At 63.8% G+C, this 18,191-nt stretch carries 16 protein-coding genes; 9 read left to right on the forward strand and 7 right to left on the reverse strand.

Going from position 1 to position 18,191, the window contains the following annotated elements; all coding sequences use genetic code 11:
* The first annotated feature begins 11 nt into the window (after positions 1-11).
* Entirely contained in the window at positions 12-1,160 is a 1,149-nt protein-coding gene (locus ASB58_RS13890; protein ID WP_118131287.1) for an MFS transporter, read from the forward strand.
* Between the two features lie 8 nt (positions 1,161-1,168).
* Here ASB58_RS13890 and ASB58_RS13895 read toward each other — a convergent pair whose 3' ends face one another.
* Positions 1,169-3,244 (reverse strand): TonB-dependent receptor family protein, encoded by a 2,076-nt coding sequence (locus ASB58_RS13895; RefSeq protein WP_181977940.1) that lies wholly within the window; start codon positions 3,242-3,244, stop codon positions 1,169-1,171.
* 426 nt (positions 3,245-3,670) lie between these two features.
* Between ASB58_RS13895 and ASB58_RS13900 the strand changes: the two genes are divergently transcribed.
* The 3 genes from ASB58_RS13900 (at position 3,671) to gabT (ending at position 7,091) form a co-directional block, all read left to right on the forward strand.
* Positions 3,671-4,138 carry a MarR family winged helix-turn-helix transcriptional regulator gene (locus tag ASB58_RS13900; protein ID WP_083725503.1) on the forward strand — a complete coding sequence of 156 codons (468 nt, stop codon included), beginning with the start codon at positions 3,671-3,673 and terminating at the stop codon, positions 4,136-4,138.
* A 161-nt stretch (positions 4,139-4,299) separates the two neighbouring features.
* Positions 4,300-5,760 carry an NADP-dependent succinate-semialdehyde dehydrogenase gene (gabD, locus tag ASB58_RS13905; RefSeq protein ID WP_118131289.1) on the forward strand — a complete coding sequence of 487 codons (1,461 nt, stop codon included), beginning with the start codon at positions 4,300-4,302 and terminating at the stop codon, positions 5,758-5,760.
* A gap of 56 nt (positions 5,761-5,816) precedes the next feature.
* Positions 5,817-7,091 carry a 4-aminobutyrate--2-oxoglutarate transaminase gene (gene gabT / locus ASB58_RS13910; RefSeq protein ID WP_118131290.1) on the forward strand — a complete coding sequence of 425 codons (1,275 nt, stop codon included), beginning with the start codon at positions 5,817-5,819 and terminating at the stop codon, positions 7,089-7,091.
* Positions 7,092-7,111: 20 nt separating this feature from the next.
* On the opposite strand, the gene ASB58_RS13915 is transcribed toward gabT, so the two are convergent.
* Both ASB58_RS13915 and ASB58_RS13920 read right to left on the reverse strand, forming a co-directional pair.
* Entirely contained in the window at positions 7,112-8,524 is a 1,413-nt protein-coding gene (locus ASB58_RS13915; RefSeq protein WP_118131291.1) for a phospholipase D-like domain-containing protein, read from the reverse strand.
* Between the two features lie 108 nt (positions 8,525-8,632).
* Positions 8,633-8,992, reverse strand: coding sequence for a DUF805 domain-containing protein (locus ASB58_RS13920; protein WP_096004534.1), 360 nt, complete (start codon positions 8,990-8,992; stop codon positions 8,633-8,635).
* Positions 8,993-9,197: 205 nt separating this feature from the next.
* On the opposite strand from ASB58_RS13920, the gene ASB58_RS13925 reads away from it, so the two are divergent.
* Genes ASB58_RS13925 through ASB58_RS13935 form a run of 3 tightly spaced genes read left to right on the forward strand, consistent with a single transcriptional unit; the run spans position 9,198 to position 12,341 of the window.
* Positions 9,198-11,765 carry an intermembrane phospholipid transport YdbH family protein gene (locus tag ASB58_RS13925; protein WP_181977941.1) on the forward strand — a complete coding sequence of 856 codons (2,568 nt, stop codon included), beginning with the start codon at positions 9,198-9,200 and terminating at the stop codon, positions 11,763-11,765.
* 12 nt (positions 11,766-11,777) lie between these two features.
* Complete coding sequence (locus ASB58_RS13930) at positions 11,778-11,969, forward strand: YnbE family lipoprotein (RefSeq protein ID WP_065335720.1); 192 nt, start codon at positions 11,778-11,780, stop codon at positions 11,967-11,969.
* 24 nt (positions 11,970-11,993) lie between these two features.
* Positions 11,994-12,341: a YdbL family probable chaperone protein gene (locus tag ASB58_RS13935; protein WP_407920682.1), complete on the forward strand. Its 348-nt coding sequence runs from the start codon at positions 11,994-11,996 to the stop codon at positions 12,339-12,341.
* Here the strand turns inward: ASB58_RS13935 and ASB58_RS13940 are convergent.
* The 4 genes from ASB58_RS13940 to ASB58_RS13955 form a co-directional block, all read right to left on the reverse strand.
* Positions 12,316-12,960, reverse strand: a complete 645-nt coding sequence (locus tag ASB58_RS13940) for a DUF3047 domain-containing protein (protein ID WP_118131293.1) — start codon at positions 12,958-12,960, stop codon at positions 12,316-12,318. The two genes, ASB58_RS13935 and ASB58_RS13940, sit on opposite strands and share 26 nt — an antisense overlap.
* Before the next feature lie 53 nt (positions 12,961-13,013).
* On the reverse strand, positions 13,014-13,994 hold the full coding sequence (locus ASB58_RS13945) for a lipase secretion chaperone (protein WP_118131294.1): 981 nt from the start codon (positions 13,992-13,994) through the stop codon (positions 13,014-13,016).
* A gap of 62 nt (positions 13,995-14,056) precedes the next feature.
* Complete coding sequence (locus ASB58_RS13950) at positions 14,057-15,007, reverse strand: triacylglycerol lipase (RefSeq protein WP_096004529.1); 951 nt, start codon at positions 15,005-15,007, stop codon at positions 14,057-14,059.
* A 232-nt stretch (positions 15,008-15,239) separates the two neighbouring features.
* The gene (locus ASB58_RS13955) at positions 15,240-16,328 is read right to left on the reverse strand and encodes a transporter substrate-binding domain-containing protein (RefSeq protein WP_118131295.1); all 1,089 of its coding nucleotides are present in this window, start codon (positions 16,326-16,328) and stop codon (positions 15,240-15,242) included.
* A 174-nt stretch (positions 16,329-16,502) separates the two neighbouring features.
* Here ASB58_RS13955 and ASB58_RS13960 point away from each other — a divergent pair, with 174 nt between their 5' ends.
* Together ASB58_RS13960 and ASB58_RS13965 are read left to right on the forward strand one after the other, a co-directional pair.
* Positions 16,503-16,970 (forward strand): NfeD family protein, encoded by a 468-nt coding sequence (locus ASB58_RS13960; protein WP_096004527.1) that lies wholly within the window; start codon positions 16,503-16,505, stop codon positions 16,968-16,970.
* 32 nt (positions 16,971-17,002) lie between these two features.
* Positions 17,003-17,923 carry an SPFH domain-containing protein gene (locus tag ASB58_RS13965; RefSeq protein WP_096004526.1) on the forward strand — a complete coding sequence of 307 codons (921 nt, stop codon included), beginning with the start codon at positions 17,003-17,005 and terminating at the stop codon, positions 17,921-17,923.
* The last annotated feature ends 268 nt before the right edge of the window (positions 17,924-18,191 follow it).

Consider the following 18,191-nt stretch of genomic DNA (forward strand, 5'->3'; position numbering starts at 1 on the left):
TTGAGACCCTTATGAATTGGAAAACCTACACCGTTGTCACCTCCGCGGTGGTGATCGTGGGGCTGGCGTTGGGGGTGACTCTGCCGCTGGTGTCGCTACGCCTGCACGAATGGGGTTACAGCACTTTCGCCATTGGCGTCATGGCCGGCATGCCTGCGGTCGGTATCGTGCTGGGCTCGCGCCTGAGCGGACGGCTGGCAGGACGCATCGGATCGGAGAACACCCTGCGGCTGGTGATGGCCTGCAGCGCGGTGTCGGTGGCGCTGCTGGCGGTCTGGCCAAGCTACCCGGTCTGGCTGCTGCTGCGGCTGGTGTTGGGCATTTCGCTGACAGTCACCTTTATCCTTGGCGAAAGCTGGATCAATCAGATTGTGCCGGATCGCCTGCGCGGGCGGCTGGTGGCGGTATACGGCAGCGGTTTTGCCCTCAGCCAACTGTGCGGGCCGCTGCTGCTGGGCTTTATCGGCACCGAGGCGGACAGCGGTTTCTGGCTGGCGACCGGCCTGCTGGTGTTCGGTAGCCTGATGCTGATGACCGTCTCGGGCGCGCCGGTCGTGGACGCCGCCGCGGCAGACGGCCGGGGGCTGCGCACCTTCGTCCGGCAGTTGCCGGCGATTGCCTGGGCGATGGTGTTGTTTGCCGGGTTTGAGACCATGACCCTGACGCTGCTGCCGGTCTATCTGATTCGCGAAGGCTTTGCCCAGCAGCTGGCGCTGATCATGGTCAGCGCTGTGGTGGTCGGGGATGCCGTGCTGCAGGTGCCGGTGGGCGCGTTGGCGGACCGCATCTCGCGCACCGCGCTGTTCAAGTTCTGCGGGCTGGTGCTGTTGCTCAGCAGTCTGGCGCTGCCATTCGTGTTGCATACGGTTCTGATCTGGCCGGTACTGGTGCTGTTCGGCGCGAGCGCCGGCGCGCTCTATACCCTGTCGATCATTCTGGTTGGCCAGCGTTATCGTGACGACGAGCTGGTGCGGGCCAATGCGCACATCGCCATGCTCTGGGGGCTTGGTTGCTTGCTCGGGCCGATGCTGACCGGTGCGGTCAGCGAATGGATGACCGGCCATGCGCTGCCGATCATGATGGCGATAGCTGCGCTGGTCTTTGTGCTGCTGGCGCGCAGGCCCGGTGCCTTTGACGCGGTCGCGGTCGACCGCGCCTGACGGGCCCGCTACTGCCAGCGGTATTGCACCGCAACGCCGAGCAGCCAGTTTCGCTCCGGCGCGGGTTCGTAGTAGCGGGCACCGGCGCCGTTGACGATCAGCGAGCCGATGTATTCGCGGTCGGTCAGATTGTCGATGCGGGCGAAGGGTTCCAGCTGCCAGTTGCCGAGTTGCTGGCGATAGCTGGCGCGCCAGTTGAAGGTGGCGTAGCCAGGGGCGTCGGCGCTATTGGTGTCGTTGGCGTAGCGCTGGCTGAGGCTCTGCATCTCGATGGCGGTGCTGAACCCGTCCGCTGGCTGCCAGGCCAGTTCCGCATACAGACTGTGACGCGGCACACCCGGCAGGCGATTGCCGGCCAGGTCCTCGCCGTTGCTGTTGCGGTAGCGGTCAAAACGCGCGTCCAGCCAGGTGTAGGCCAGATAGCCGGTCAGATTGTCCGCCAGCTGCTGCTGGATACTCAGCTCGATGCCCTGACGCGTCGACTTGGCGGCGTTGGCATAGGTGGAACGGTCGGTGTTCAGTTGCGGCTCAGCGGTAACGATTTCATCATCGACGCGGGTGTAAAACGCGGCGACGTCGACCTGGGTCCGTGCCCGGCGCAGCTTGAAGCCCAGTTCTGCGTTGTTGGCCTTGCTGGGCTGCAGGTCGAAGTTCAGGCCGCTGCCGCTCGGGCGGTAGGCCAGTTCCTGTGCGGTTGGGGTTTCGAAGCCTTGGCCGATCGCGCCGTAGAGGCTGATCTCCGGCGTCCACTGATAACTCAGGCCCAGCGCAGGGCTGGTCTGGTCGTAGCGCACCGAGCCGCTGTCATCTTGCCCGTCGATGAAATAGCTGTCGTCAGAATCGAACTTGACCTTGCTGTAGCGCGCACCGGCGGTCAGGCTCCAGCGTGGGGCCAGCTGCCAGGTGCTGATCAGGTAGGCTTCGCGGCTTTCGACGCGGTTGAATTCGTCGCGCTGCAGGCTGCCCTTGCGGCCGAACTGGTTGGCGAAGCCCTTGCGGCCTTCACCCTGATAATCCCAGCTCAGGCCCGCAGCCAGCGTTACCGGCAGCTTGAACAGCTCGGTGTCGCGCTGCCAGCCGACTTCGCTGCCGCCAAAGCGACGGTCCAGCTCGATCACGCCGCCGCCGGAATACAGCGAGTTGCCAGTGAAGGCGAGAAACTGCTGCACGTCACGTTCGCCACCATAGACCATCACCGTGATCTCATCGTCGTTGGCCAGGCGGCGCCGGTAGTTCAGCCCCAGTTGTTGATGGCGGATGCTCTTGCGGGTGTCGAATCGCTCGGCCTGCGCGACCGCTTGCTGGCGGTCGGCGCGCAACGCGTCGGCCGTTAGCCCGAGCGGGTCCTGGGTATCCGGCTGATCCAGCGCATTGAACAGCAGGGTCAGGCTGGACGCATCGTCGATGTCCCAGCCCAGCCGCAGGTTGGCCATATCTCGGCGGGTGTCGCTGTGATCGCGGTAGCCGTCGGTTTCCAGACGCGAGAGGTTGGCGGCGACGTTGAGGTTGCCGTGCTGGCCGCCGTACTTGAGGCGCGAGCGCCAGAGGCCGTCGCTGCCAATGGCGCTGCGGCTTTCCAGCGTCGGAAAGTAGCTTCCTTCGCTGCTGAAGCCCTGAATGATGCCGCCGGACGCGTTGCCGTAAAGGCTGCTGAGTGGCCCGCGCAGGACCTCGATGCGGTAGAGGTTGTCCAGATCGAACAGCCCCGGCTGACCCTGGCCGTCAGGCATGGTCAGGGGGATGCCGTCCTGCAGCAGGCGGACACCGCGTACGCCGAATTGGGCTCGGGCACCAAACCCGCGGGACGATATCTGCACGTCCTGCGCGTAGTTCTGGCGATTGAGCGCAAGCAGCCCCGGGACCCGCTGCAGTGACTCGGACAGGTTGGCACCCAGGTAGGTTGCTGGCTGCTGGTCGAGAAACAGCGTGCTGCGGGCCAGCGGCAGACTCAGTTCATGGGTGTCGTCGCTGGCACCAAGCACCGTCTGGGTCGGGAGCTGGATGGGTGCGGCCGGCGTGGCCGTGGCGGCCAGCAGCGCCAGGGGCAGCAGGCACAGGTGCGGGCGTAGCGTCGGTCGGGTCATCAAAGCCTTTTCCTGTTGTAAGTATTGTAGAGGCATTGGCCATGCGGCGTTGTCGGTCGCGAGTGTGGAAGCGAGTTCCCTTATGCTCGGTCGAAAATAGGCTTGGGCAGGCGAGTCAACGAAAGGGTAACAGGCCTCGCGGACCGGGCGGCAGGCATCCCTTGGTCGTAAAAGCCTCGTTCCAAGGGACCCCCGGCAGTGTGCCTGAAGTTGTCCTGGGCTGCAGGATCATTGCTGGCAGAAATGCCGGCCTATGAAATATTGTTTTGATGTGGAAGTAATTTTGCTGTAGGCTGGCGACCATTGTCTGGCTGTTCTATCTGGCCTTGCAGTGTGGTTTGAAGGTTGCCAGCTGTTTTTTCGGCGACTTCTAGTTATTGCTGTAATTTTCGCCCGGATGATCCTGGCGGTCGGGAGTACCCAAGCATGCATATGATGCACGATCTCTATCTGGCGCTGCGCCGTTTGCAGCGCGCCAGCGAAATTCACGCCAAGCGCGTGGGGCGCCATAGTGGGCTGACCCCTATCCAGCTGCTGATTCTACACAGCATCAAGGCTACAGGCGAAAGTACCTTGGGTGATCTGGCGCGGCAGGTCAGTGTATCCCAGGCAACCCTGAGCACCATCATTGATCGTCTGGAAAGTCGCGATTTGCTGCACCGGGTGCGCAGCACCAGCGACAAGCGTAAGGTGCATCTGGCCCTGACCGAGAAGGGGCTGGCCGCCATTCAGGCCGAGCCTGCGCTGCTGCCGGCCGCGTTTCTTGAGCGTTTTGGGCAGTTGGCTGACTGGGAGCAACTGATGCTGCTGGCCAGTCTGCAGCGGGTTGCCGGGCTGCTGGAAGCAGGTCAACAGGTACGCCCTGAGCTCTTCGAAGGCGAATCCGCCGCCTGACTCTCCACGCCCGCCGTTCGTGCGGGCGTTTCCATTTCAAGTTTTTTCTCCTCCGGGTATTGCCTGGCGTCAGACGCGCGCTTAGCATGTTTGAAATATCAAACATGGCTGTTCTAAATGTGTTACGACAGCCGGAACACCCTACCTAGAGGACTCTTCAGATGGAGCTGCACTGCCCTGACCTGTTTCGCCAGCAAGCCTTTGTCGCCGGTCACTGGTGCGAGGCCGACAAGGGCGCGCGCACCGAAATCGCCAATCCGGCAAGCCATGAGCGCCTCGGTAGCGTCCCGAACATGGGTGCGGACGAAACCCGCCGTGCTATTGAGGCGGCACGTGTCGCCCAGCAGCAGTGGCGTCAGCGCACCGCCAAGGAGCGCGCCCAGGTGCTGCGCAAATGGTTTGAGCTGATGATGCAGCACCAGGAAGACCTGGCCCGCATCATGACCGCCGAGCAGGGCAAGCCGCTGACCGAGGCACGGGGCGAGATCGCTTACGCCGCTTCTTTCCTGGAGTGGTTTGGCGAAGAAGCCAAACGGGTCTACGGTGATGTCATTCCCGGCCATCAGGCGGACAAGCGCATTCTGGTGCAGAAAGAGCCGGTTGGTGTCACGGCCGCCATCACCCCGTGGAATTTCCCCGCTGCGATGATCACCCGCAAGGCCGGGCCGGCACTGGCTGCCGGTTGTGCCATGGTGCTCAAGCCGGCTCCGCAAACGCCGTTCTCGGCGCTGGCGCTGGCCCATCTGGCCGAGCAGGCCGGCTTGCCGGCGGGGTTGTTCAGCGTGGTCACCGCCGATGTTGATCGCTCCCGCGAAGTGGGCGACGAGCTGTGCAGCAACCCGGTGGTGCGCAAACTCTCCTTTACCGGCTCCACTGGTGTTGGCATCAAGCTGATGGAGCAGTGCGCTCCGACCCTCAAGAAACTGTCGCTGGAACTGGGCGGTAACGCGCCCTTTATCGTGTTTGACGATGCCGACCTGGACGCCGCGGTCGAGGGCGCCATGATCTCCAAATACCGCAACGCCGGTCAGACCTGCGTCTGCGCCAACCGGATCTACGTGCAGGATTCTGTCTACGACGCCTTCGCTGCCAAGCTGGCCGCCGCGGTTGCCAAGCTGAAGGTGGGTGACGGCACCGAGGCCGGGGTAACCACCGGACCGCTGATCGACGCCCGCGCGGTCGAGAAGGTGCAGCGCCACCTCAAGGACGCGATCGACAAGGGCGCCAAGGTTGTGGCTGGCGGCAAGCCGCACGAACTGGGCGGCTTCTTCTTCGAGCCGACCATTCTCACCGGCGTCGACAGCAGCATGGCGGTTGCCCGCGAAGAAACCTTCGGCCCGTTGGCGCCGCTGTTCCGCTTCAGCGATGAGGCCGATGTGGTGCATCAGGCCAACGATACCGAATTCGGTCTGGCGGCCTATTTCTACGCTCGCGATCTGAGCCGCGTGTTCCGCGTCGCTGAAGCACTGGAGTACGGCATGGTCGGTATCAATACCGGCCTGATTTCCAATGAGGTGGCGCCCTTTGGCGGCATGAAGTCCTCGGGCCTGGGCCGCGAAGGCTCCAAATACGGTATCGAAGAGTACGTCGAGATCAAGTACCTCTGTCTGGGCGGTATCTGAGTCGTAGCAACCCGATGGGGAGCAGTCGGCTCCCCTCCTATTTCCGCGAGGCGGTTATGAGCAAGACCAACGAGTCCCTGATGCAGCGGCGGCACAATGCTGTCGCCCGTGGTGTAAGCCAGATTCATCCGATTGCCGTGCAGCGCGCCGAGAACGCGACCGTCTGGGACGTGGAAGGGCGACAGTACATCGACTTTGCCGGCGGGATCGCGGTACTCAACACCGGCCACCGTCACCCCAAGGTGATGGACGCGGTGCGCCGTCAGCTGGAGCAGTTCACCCACACCTGTTTTCAGGTGCTGGCGTATGAGCCCTACATTGCCCTGTGCGAGCGGCTGAACGAGATGGTGCCCGGTGACTTTGCCAAGAAGACGCTGTTGGTCACCACCGGCTCCGAAGCGCTGGAAAATGCGGTCAAGATTGCCCGCGCGGCGACCGGCCGTGCCGGGGTGGTCGCCTTCACCGGTGCCTATCACGGCCGCACCATGATGACCCTGTCGATGACCGGCAAGGTGGCGCCGTACTCTGCCGGCATGGGCTTGATGCCCGGTGGCGTCTACCGCGCGCAGTATCCCTGCCCGTTGCATGGCGTCAGCGATGACGATGCCATCGCCAGTATCGAACGTATCTTCAAGAACGATGCACAGCCACAGGACATCGCGGCCATCGTCATCGAACCGGTGCAGGGCGAGGGCGGTTTTTATGTCGCCAGCCCGGCCTTCATGCAGCGCCTGCGCGCGCTATGCGATCAGCACGGGATTTTGCTGGTGGCCGATGAAGTGCAGACCGGAGCCGGTCGTACCGGCACTTTCTTCGCCATGGAGCAGATGGGGGTGGCGGCAGACCTGACCACCTTCGCCAAGTCGATTGCCGGCGGTTTTCCGGTCGCGGGCGTTTGTGGTCGTGCCGAGGCGGTGGACAGCATTGCGCCGGGCGGCCTGGGCGGTACCTATGCCGGTAGCCCGCTGGCCTGTGCCGCCGCGCTGGCGGTGATGGAGGTGTTCGAAGAGGAGAACCTGCTGGCGCGCAGCCGTACCGTAGGTGAGATTCTCACGGGCCGCCTGCAGCAACTGGCGACGGACGACAAGCGCATCGGTGATGTTCGCGGTCTGGGCGCAATGGTGGCCTGTGAGCTGTTCACCGCCGACGGCAAACCGGATGCGGAGCTGACCGCACGCATTGTCGGCGCGGCGCGGGACAAGGGCCTGATCCTGCTGTCCTGCGGCCAGTACGGCAACGTGATTCGTATCCTGGTGCCGTTGACCGCCACTGACGTTGAACTTAACGCGGGCATGGACATTATCGCCCAGTGCTTCGCTGAGCAGCGCTAGGCACGCGCGGCGGCGGGCGCTCAGAAGGTCGAGAGCCCGCTGGCCTCCATGAACCGGTAGACCAGGTAGCGCCAACGGCTGTGATCTGCAAAGTCTGCGTAGGGCAGGCTGTAGATCGCGCCGTTGGCGTTCTGCCATTCGCGCGCGAAGTCTTCTCGCTGGCTGCGGATCTGCGGATCGTCGCGCAGGGTGATCAGGCGTACGCTGGTTTCCAGGTTCAGGTCGTGCAGGTTGCGGCGGGTGAAGTTGGCCGAGCCGGCGATCAGCTCGGCGTTGCCGTCTCGGCGCTCCAGACGAATCCACTTGCGATGGCATTGTTCACCTTCGGTCGCGCACCAGCGCACGGGAATGCCTGCCTGGTGCAGATCCCAGGCCGCCTGACGGTTGGGAATGCCGTTCTTCTCCCGGCCAAAGGCGTCGCGGTTGGGGTCCAGTATCACGCGCAGCGTCGTGCCGCGCTGGTGGGCGGCAATCAGCGCGTCGATGACGGGCCGCGAAGACAGGTAGAACATCTCCAGATCCAGCGTGTCGCCGGCTTGCGCGGAGCCGATCAGCTGCAGCAGCCCCTGCTCGATGGCGCCCTCGGTTAACACCTGCAGCTGTGGCGGCGCGCTGCTGGACACCGCTGGTGCGGCAGGCCAGTCGGCGGCCAGGGGGTAGCCGGAGAGCAGCGCGATTGCGCGTTCTGTCTGCAGCAGGTCGAGCGCCGCTGCGCCGCTGAACTGCACCGCGCTGTTGTCGTGGCGGCTGCTGGCGTCATGCGGATTCATTGAGGTCACCAACCCGGTCCATTCACCGTCACGACCAACGATCAGCGTCTTGCGGTGATTGGCGCGGAAGTTCAGCAGGTGCAGATAGCTGCGCAGCGTGACCTTGCCGTCGCCGACCGGGTTGGGCAGCCAGCCGCCCTCGGTGTTGTTGCCCAGGTAGCGGCAACACAGACTCCAGATGCCGGTCCAGGTCGGGTTGGACGCAGGCAACTGACTCAGATCGGTCATCACCACGGCTACCCCGGCGCCACGCAGGGCCTGCAAATGGCGCGATTCGACGCCCCCATACAGGGTGTTGAACGGATCGGTGATCAGCACTACGGGCATCTGCGGCTGGCGCTGCCGGGCGGCGATCAGTGCCGCTGTCAGTTGGTCTGACAGCGGGCGGTAGCTGTCCTCACCAGCGAAGTCGTTGAACAGGAACATGTCCACCACAACCAGCTCATTGGCACTGTCGATCAGTTCGAGGACGCGGTCCATGATCTGTTGCTGAATGTGCTCTTGGCCCTGGCTGTCGCGCCAGGTCTGGTCGAATAGCAGTTCGACATCGATGGCAGGGCGCAGCGGGGTGGCGGTGGATAGCTCTTCGGGCATCTGCTGACAGCCGAACAGGCTGACCAGGAGCAGGGACGTCAGCAGCTGGCGGAAACAGGATAGGGACATGGGGGCAGGTCTGTTGCGGAGTTAGATGCAGCGTGCCCCAAGCGGGGCCGCCAATGCAAACCGCAACGCACCGGCCCGGCTCAGGGCGCTCCGGGCCGGTGCAGAGATTCAGGCAGGTTGGGCGTCAGCCAGTTTAGGGTTAGGGCCAAAGCGGTTGTCGCCGGCGTCCCCTTCGATGCACAGGAAGATCAGCAGGATGATGCTACCGACAAAGGGCACCAGGCTGATCAGAATCCACCAGCCACTGCGGTTGGTGTCGTGCAGGCGACGGATGCACACGGCAATCGACGGCAGCAAAACGGCCAGAGAATACAGCGGCACCAGCAGCATGATGCCGAGGATGCCATCAATCACGCCGCAGATGATGGAGGCCAGGATGTTGAACAGAATAAACATCCAGTATTCCTTGCGACGGGCACGGCCCTGAAACTCGACATACTTCTTCAATACAGCGGTATACCATTCCATGCGGTTTCCTTTCTTTGGCAATGTGGAGCTAAAAGGGGATTGGTAACGCGCGGGGGTACGGTGAACCGCTCCCTGGTTGTGACAGTCAATCCCTGTAGCGGCCATGGCCGCCCGCGGTATTTAAGCCGCCATGCCGGAGTCGGGTCAACCGCCTGGCGCCGGCGGAGTGCTAACCTGTGAGCGGTTTGACACCTTTGGGGGGCGCATGCGCCGGCGTGGTTCGATACTGTTGCTGATTTTTCTGCTGCTGACGCTGGGGGTGTTGCTGGTGCGGCTGTGGGGGCTGCAGCAGTTGCACGCAGCAGGTGTTCAGCAACTGGATTGGCAGGGGCTGCGTTGGCGTGATGCTGCGCTGCAGGTCGATGAATTGCATTTGCAGATGCAGGACGGGCTGCGGTTGACGGTGCAGCAGGCGCGTCTGCAGCCAGGCTGGCGCGGCGGCCCGCGACTGCGGATGCTGCAGGCCAACAGCCTGCAGTTGCACCTGCCGGCCGCGCAAGGCACTAGCCAGAGCGGTGGACTGGACTCCCTGCTGCTGCTGGGTGACGAACAATTCTGGCGTCAGCTGGCCGACTGGGCGCCGGATAGCGCGCGCGTCGGGCAGATCAACGCCAGCCTTCCCTGCCGAGATCAGCGCTGTCAGCTGGCGGGTGCCTGGCAGCTGCAGCGCACGGAGCAGGCCGATGGGCTGGCGCTGTCGAGCGCATTGCGACTCGACCTGGACGGCCAGAAGCTTGATGTTCAGCCGCAGCTGCATCTGGATGCCGAGCGGGTGGAGCTGCAAGCTGACCTGCAGATCGATCAGGCGACCGCCGCCCGGTTGAGCAGTCAGTGGCGCGGCGGGCAGCACTGGCAAGGCAGCCTGCACATGCCGGGCTGGCCGCAGACTCCCTGGCTGTTTGGCTACCTGGGGCGCTGGATGGCGCTGGGTGCGCTGCCGATCGAACAGATACCGGCTGCCGCCCAGCTGCAGCTGGATTGGCAGCTGGACGCGGCGCGCGTGCCGGAGTCGCTGCATGACTGGCTGGCGGGCGATGTGCAGCTGCAGGGACGGCTAGCGCTGCCGGAGCCTTGGGCAGTCGATCAGCTGGGTGAGGTGAGTGGCGAGCTGAGCGTGCAACTGCAGGGCGCAGCGGGCGACTGGCAGCTGACCCAGAGCAGCCTGCAGGCACGCTTGCAGGCGCTGGCGTTACCCGCTTTGCACGATGTGCCGGCGGCGCTACGGCCACAGCAACTGGAGCTGCAACTGAGCCCGCTGGCAGGGCAACGCCTGCAGCCGGACGCCTTGCTGCAGGCTGATCTGCTGGTCGAGGCCGCGTTGCCAAAAGACGCCTCCGTGACGCTGGCTGGCCTGGTGTCCGCGCCGCTGAATCGTCAGTGGCAGCTCGCCAGCGACGCCCTGCAGCTGAGTCTACAGGCGCCCCTGCTGGATCTGCCCGCGCTGCGCGCCCGGGGCGTCAGTGGTCGCTGGCTTGTGCGTCTGCAGGCTGACGCCGCAGCCCTGCAAGCGGCGCTGGTGGAGCCCGGGATGTTGCGCTGGCAGCAGTTGCAACTGGCGGATGCCGGGCTTGGGCTGCGTGATGCCAGCCTGGTGCAACCGGCGTTGCAGCTGACCTTGCCGCTGACGGGCGACGCAGCGCTCACTGCCTCGGGTCGCCTGGACGGCAGCCTGGCGGCCCTTGAGCATCCGCAGCTGAAGGCGCAGCGCTGGGATCTGAGTGGCGACTGGCGCTGGCAGCAGACGCAACTGAACTGGCGCGGCAAGGTGAACAACGCTGCCGGGCTGGCGTTGGCCCACGACGCCAGCTGGACGGCGGGTGGCGACTGGCGCCTGAGCGGTGAGCTGGCGCCGCTGTTCATGCGCGCCGGCAACCCGCTGGCAGACACCCTGGCCGGCTGGCCGGAACTGCTGGGGTTTGCCAGCGGGCAGGTCAGCGGCAGTCTGCAGGCCAGTGGCGGGCGCCAGCTACGGGTGCGCAGCGATCTGACCTTGAGCGGTATCAAGGGGATTTATGACCGCACGGCTTTCAGCGGGCTGGACAGTCCGCTGAAGCTGCAGCTGGAGGGCGAGCAACTGACACTGAGTGTGCCGTCATTGCAACTGGCCCAGGCCAACCCGGGCATTGAGCTGGGGCCCTTGCGCGGGCAGTTGACCTACCACGCTGCGCTGGCACAGCCGGCCAATGGTCGCCTTGAGGTCAACGAGTTACGCACCGGGCTGCTGGGCGGTGAGGTGCGGGTGCGGCCGACAACCGTGGACCTGGCTGAGCCCGAGCAGCGCGCTGAACTACAACTGCAGGGGCTGGAACTGGGTCGGCTGTTCGAAGTCTATCCGACAGAGGGGCTCAGCGGCGGCGGAACCCTGGATGGGCGGTTGCCCGTGCTGCTGCGCGACGGGCAGTTGCTGATCGACGAGGGCGCAGTTGCCGCGCGTGAGCCGGGTGGCGTGCTGCGCTACCGCTCGGATAAATTGCAGCGCCTGGCCGCAGCCAACCCGAGCATGCGCGAGCTGGCCGGGGTGCTGGAGGACTTTCACTATACTGTCCTCAGCTCCCAGGTAGACTATGGCGAGAATGGCAATATGATCCTTGGATTGCGCCTGCAGGGCAGCAATCCCGACTTTCAGCAGGGGCGGCAGGTCAATCTGAATGTCACCCTGGAAGAGAACATTCCGGCCTTGCTGGCCAGTCTGCAATTGAGCGGCAAGGTCAGCGAGATCATTCAACAGCGGGTTCAGCAGCACCTGATCAAGCAGCGTGCTCAGCAACCCTGACAAGGAGCGCCCATGTACAGGCGAGGGCTGACAATCGTGTTTCTGGCCGGCCTGCTGTCGGCCTGCGCCGGACCGACGGTGCAACTGGCGGCGCCCAGCGAGCCGATCAATATCAACCTGAACGTCAAGATCGAGCACGAGATCTACGTCAAGGTCGATCGCGAGCTGGATGACATTTTCGACGAATCCAGTGGCCTGTTCTAAGCCCGTTGCGAAAGGATACCCATGATGCGTAAAACGACTTATCTGATCTGTGGCCTGCTGGTCCTGCTGCTGGGCAGCGGTGCGGCGCTGGCCATGAGCCTTAATGAAGCCATGTCCGCATTGCCTGCGGCCAAATCTGCTGGCCAGCTTGGCGAGCAGCCCAACGGTTATCTGGGGGTGGTGAGCAACGGTGGCAACGCCGCTGAGATCGCCCGGCAGATCAACGCCGCGCGCAAGGCCGAATATCAGAAGGTGGCGCGCGATAACGGCGTGGCGCTGAATGACGTCGAGCTGATTGCCGGCCAGAAGGCCATTGATCGCACACCCGCCGGCCAGTACGTCCAGGTCAACGGCCAGTGGACGAAGAAGTAGCCGGCAACCATTCGATACTGCCGTACCAGCCGCTGACCGACTGACCGCTGTTGTCGCAGTCGGTCATGATGGCCAGCCCATCTATCTGATCCAGCGTCTGCCCGTGCAGGCGCTGGAAATCCTCTCTGACATTACGTTCCAGCACCACTTTGCCCTGCGGCGCCCCGCTACTGACCGCCAGCATCTGCGCGTTGGCGGTATAGGCGTTGGGCCAGTGGCTGCCCACCGGCTGACTGGATGACCAGACGTAATTCACTGCCAGGGTGCGCCAGGGCAACAGCCCGCCGTCTTTCACGACATACAGACGCACCGGGTAGTCATCGCCCTCGCGGCTGCGTTCGTTGAGGCCGCTGAAGGGTTGGCTGATGGCCCAGCTCCAGCGCAGCACCGGCGTCTGGCGCAGGTCAATCTGCTGTTCGAGGTAGCGCGCGCTGGCCTGGCGGTCGCTGCAGTCGGCGCGGAGCAGGGGGCTGCCGTCCAAAGGGTCGAGCTGGTAGCGGGTCGCTGCGGCAAAGCTGCGCTCTGGCCACTGGAGGATATCGGCCGGGCTGTAGTGTTGGGCGTGGCACAGGCCGACACCGGGCAGGCAGGTGAGCAGGAGCAGTAGTGGTCGACGCATGAGCAGGTCCGCTGGCAGGGGCACTCCAGTATGGTACCCCTGCGCGGCGCTGGTCAGTCGCTCAGGGCGCTGACTCGCAGTTGCTCGGTGCGGTCGAAGCGCGCGTCGAGCAATGCCTGTACGGCGCGCTCGCGGTCGCTGTCGGCCAGACCGGACTGGCTGAGGATGGCATCACGTTCTCGGCGATAGTCGTCCAGCCGCTGCTGCCATTGCGCGCGCTGCACATCCAGCGCTTCCAGCCGGGCGGTGGCCTCGGGGCCGACCATGTCCATGCGCAGCTCACGCACTGCCGCCGGGTCGGCACCGGCTTCACGCAGCGCCTGGGTCTGCTGGCGCAGGTCCTGATGAATTTGCGGCACCAGCAGCGCCTGCATGGCTTCGGGCAGGCTTTCGCGCAGCGCCTCGATGTCCTGCGCCTTTTCCGCTTCGCTTAACGCCGGGTTGTGCAGGATGCTCAGGCGCTCCAGGGTGAAGCGGTTGTAGCTCTCCTCGGCGGCAAAGAAGGCCTGGTGTTCGGCCGGGTTGAAGAGGTCGGCGCGCAGGCGTTCAACCGCGTCCTGACGAGCCCACAAGCTGTCGATGTCGGCCGCGGCAGGAAAGTCCTGCTCAAGCGCGACCAGCGCCCGCTGATAGTCGAGGTAGCGCTGGAACAGGTCCAGTGCCTGGCTGCGCGCTGGGTCATCCAGGCTGTCACGGATCAGTGCCTGTACCTGGTCGACGATCTGCTCATGCTGCTGTTCGCCAGCAGTGCTCAGGTAGTAGTCGAACAGGTGCCGCAGCTGATCGCTGATCAAGAGATTGCCGTCGGCGTCGGTCTGCAGCCGGCCATCCACCTCGGTGCCGCGCAGTGAGGCGGCCTGGGGCACGGTGCTGGAGGTCGGCTGCGGGCTGTGCAGCAGGCTGGCCGGTGCTGCCTGCTCGTTGCTGGGCGCGGTGCCAGCGACGGGAGGGGCATCAGGGGCGTCGGGGCGGGTCAACTGCCAGCCCAGCAACAGGGCGGCGGCCAGCAGAGGAAGGTAGACAAGGGCTTTCATCGAATACTCACGCGAGATGAAAAGGAAAACAGCAGGGCCGCCAGCGTGGCGGCCCTGTCGGGTCACAGACCGGCGTTCTTCAGGCGGTTGGCCTGCTGCCGATATACGGTGACCGGGTCGGTTTCGAACAGGCTGGTCAGGCCCAGGGTCTGGTTGACCTCGTCCAGGTGGTTCATGCGGTAGTTGTCGCGGATAACCATACCCAGGTGCGAGCTGCAACGTCCGACCAGACCGTCGTTGGCTTCGCCGCCGAAGGTCAGCGAGGAGGCGCCCATCAGCAGGTCTGAGACGTCCAGAACATTGGTCAGCGGGCTGGTGCCGCTCCAGGAGTAGTAGCGCACACCGTTGACCTGGTAAGCCCCTTCGCCACAGGCGCTGGTCGGAATACCCTGCGGGAACTTGGCATTGAAGCGCGCTGCGCCTTCGCTGTTGAGTGATTCCAGCGAGCCCAGTGAGTTCTGCGGGGTGTTTGAGCTGCTGCCGGAGAGGAAGTTGATCAGCGCGCCCAAGCCGTTGACGATCCCCGCCAACAGGGCTTCACCCGATGAGCCCTCGGGGATCTGTCGGAGGAAGTCGGCGGTGGCCGAGCCCTTGTGCGGCGCGCCGACGCTGGTGACCGAAGCAACCAGATCGGGGCGCAGCGCAGCAACGTAGCGCACGGTCGGGCCGCCGTGGCTGTGGCCGATCAGGTTGACCTTGCCCTTGCCGCTGATGGCGACGATCTCTTCCACCTGTTCGAGCAGTTGTTCACCGCGCGCTTCGGAGGTGTCGAGCTGGCTGACTTCGGTGATGTAGACGGTAGCGCCATCCTTGCGCAGGGCGCTGGGGATACCGTACCAGTAGTCGACGCCGAGGATGCTGTCGAAGCCAAGCATGCCGTGGCTCAGGACGATGGGATACTTGGTCTTGGTGTACTGCGACGATGAGCTGAACCAGAACGCATTGGCCTGGGTGCTCACGCCCAGCGCGGCGATCAGGCCGCAGGCGACACTGAGTCGGGTTTTACGCGACATGACGAAACTCCTGTTTGTTATGCTTGTTTTTGTATCGTCTTGAGGCACTTTTGTTAGTGCCTGGCCGCTGAGCATAGTCAGCGCCTGCGCCGGAAAGTAGTGACTGATCGACAGAACAGCGCCGCCAGCGTGACGGCGGAGAAATGACCGGCGAGTCATTGGCTCTGCAACGCCACTATTCAAGCGGATTATCCGATGAACGGAAATTCAGACTATGGCGCTGAAGCCCGGTTTACGGCGCCTCGCCCAGGTAGGCCCGCTGGATCAGACGCCATTCAGGCGACTCGGTCAGGCGCAGGATGGCTTCGTTGACCTCGTCGCGCAGCGGGCTGCCGGTTGGCAGTGCCAGGGCATACAGCTGCTGATCGAAAACGCCGGGTAGCAGGTCCAGTCGGTCTTTGCCCAACTGCTGGTTGCGGTACTGCAGCAGCGGGCGGTCATAGACCACGGCATCGCTGTCACCGGCGCTGACCGCCTGCATGGCGCTGTGCAGATCGGGGTAGGTGTTGCTGAGGATGCGCTGCTCCTGCAGATACTGGGCGCTGGCGGTGCCGTCGATGGTGGCCACGGTATTGCCGGGCAGATCCTGCGGGCCGCTGATCTGATATTGCAGGTTGCTGACGGTCAGCGAACTGGTGATGGCGGCGGTAAAACTGGCAACCATGATCAGCCCGGCAAACATCCACACCAGTGCCAGCAGGCGGCCGGCGAGGGTGATGGGGGCCTTGTCGCCATAGCCGACGGTGGTCATGGTCACGGCGGCCCACCAGAAACCGGCGCCGATACCCTCGGCGTTGCTGCCGCCAAACTGCTCTGTATTACGGCGTCGCTCCAGCAGCCAGAGCAGAAAGCCAACCCCCAGCAGCAGCAACGCAAGGGCGCCAATCACGCTGAGAAACCCCCAACTGAACAACGCCTTGAGGCTCTGCAGCAACCCTTGCCTGGGGGAGTGGGGCACGCCGATGGATAGTCCGGTCTGGTAGAAGGGGTGGCTGAAGTCGAAGGCCGCTTCGCGCTCGGCGGTCATGGTCAGCGCGCCGACGACGACATCGACCTCGCCTTGCTCGACGGCGTTCAGCAACTCGGAGAACGGCATCACCTGCCACTCGAAGGTCCAGCCCTGACGCTCGGCGATGGCGCGCCACAGATCGATGCTGATGCCTTCCCAGTCGCCATTGCCGTCGGCGATGACGAAGGGCGGTACCTCGGTGATGCCGACGCGCAGCGGCGTGCTGTCAGAGGTGCTGGTTTGGGCATGGACGAGCGGGGTGGCGCACAGCAGCAGGCAGACGATCAGGCGGGTGCAGGCGGCAAGGGACATGGCAAACTCCTTTTTGATCCTGTCTGCAGGGTAACAAACTGAGCATCCTGTGCCAGCGCGGGATCGACTTACGTGCAGACCAGCGATTTGCCGCAGGCGCAGACCAGGCCCTTCTGGTAGGCTGCTGGCTCTGACCCTAACATCCAACCTACGGAGGCCCGACAGGGACAGTTGATGTTGACTGGATATCTCGAAAGTTATGCGTTCTGGCTATTGCTGGGGCTGGCGTTGCTGCTGTCGGAGTTTTTCTTCCCTGGTCTGATTGCGGTGTTTTTTGGTCTGGGTGCCTTGCTGGTCGGTGCCTTGACGCTGGTTGGGCTGGTTGAAGGCCTGGCCTGGCAGGTGCTGCTGTTCTCGTTGTTCAGCGTGGGCACGCTCTGGTTGCTACGCCGTCGCTTTCAGCGCTGGCTGCGCGGGGGCGAGTCCGATCTGGCCCTGCGCGACCCTGACGATGCCGGATTGCTGGGCATGCGCGTCAGCGTGCTGACCGACTTTGTCGACGGTGTCGGCGATGTGCAGCTCAACGGCGCAAAGTGGGACGCCGAGTCGAGCGAGCCGCTCATGCAGGGTGACACCGCCTGGGTGGTGAGCCACTCCGGTATTGTCCTGCAGGTGAGTGCAACACGGCCCGCCGCCAACTGAATCCTTCCCATCTACTCTACGGAACTCTTTACATGGAAATTGCTACCATTCTGTCCCTTGGTTTTCTGGCGCTGGTCATCGTTGCTCTGGCCAAGACCGCACGTATCGTGCCGCAGCGTTCGGCTTTTATCGTTGAGCGACTGGGTAAGTACGCAAAAACCCTGGACGCGGGTTTTCACATTCTTATCCCCTTTGTTGATCGTGTTGCCTACAAGCACACCCTGAAAGAAGAGGCGATCGACGTACCCAGCCAGGCCTGTGTCACTCGCGATAACATTCAGGTGGTGGTCGATGGCGTGCTCTACCTGCAGGTGGTCGATCCCAAGCTGGCCAGCTATGGCATCAACGACTACCGCTACGCCTCCATGCAGCTGGCACAGACCACCCTGCGTTCGGTGGTCGGCAAGATCGACCTGGACAAGACCTTCGAAGAACGTGAAACCATCAACGTGCAGGTGGTTGAAGCGCTGGACGAGGCGGCCAAGCCCTGGGGTGTGAAGGTGCTGCGCTATGAAATCGCCGATATCGAGCTGCCGGCTACCATCCTCGATGCGCTGGAGAAGCAGATGCGCGCCGAGCGGGAGCGCCGCGCGGTCGTCGCCCAGTCCGAAGGCGAGCGTGAAGCCAAGATCAATGTCTCCGAAGGCCAGAAGCAGGAAACCATCAACCTGTCGGAAGCCGACAAGCAGCGCCAGATCAACGAAGCCGAAGGTAAGGCGCGCGAGATCGAACTGATCGCCACCGCAACCGCAGAAGGTCTGCGCCGCGTTGCCGAGGCCATCAACACCCAGGGTGGCCAGGAAGCGGTATCGCTGCGGGTGGCCGAGCAGTACGTGAAAGAGTTCGGCAAACTCGCACAGACCAACAACACCATGATCCTGCCGGCAGAACTGAGCAACATCGGCTCGGCCGTCGCCGCGATCACCAAGACGCTGGAAACGGCTCGGAAATAAGCGGCAAGCTACAAGCTACAAGCTACAAGCTACAAGCTACAAGCTACAAGCTACAAGCTACAAGCTACAAGCTACAAGTTTGAAGCTGGAAGAGAAAACCGTGCGGCGTGAGTCGTGCGGTTTTTTAACATCTAGCCGGCGTAGATGCTTGACTCTGCAAGACTGGCATCCCGCACACTGTTCCAGCCTCCAGCCTCCAGCCTCCAGCCTCCAGCCTCCAGCCTCCAGCCTCCAGCCTCCAGCCTCCAGCCTCCAGCCTCCAGCCTCC

It is taken from the genome of Pseudomonas abyssi, from assembly GCF_003444685.1.
Lineage (GTDB): Bacteria > Pseudomonadota > Gammaproteobacteria > Pseudomonadales > Pseudomonadaceae > Halopseudomonas > Halopseudomonas abyssi.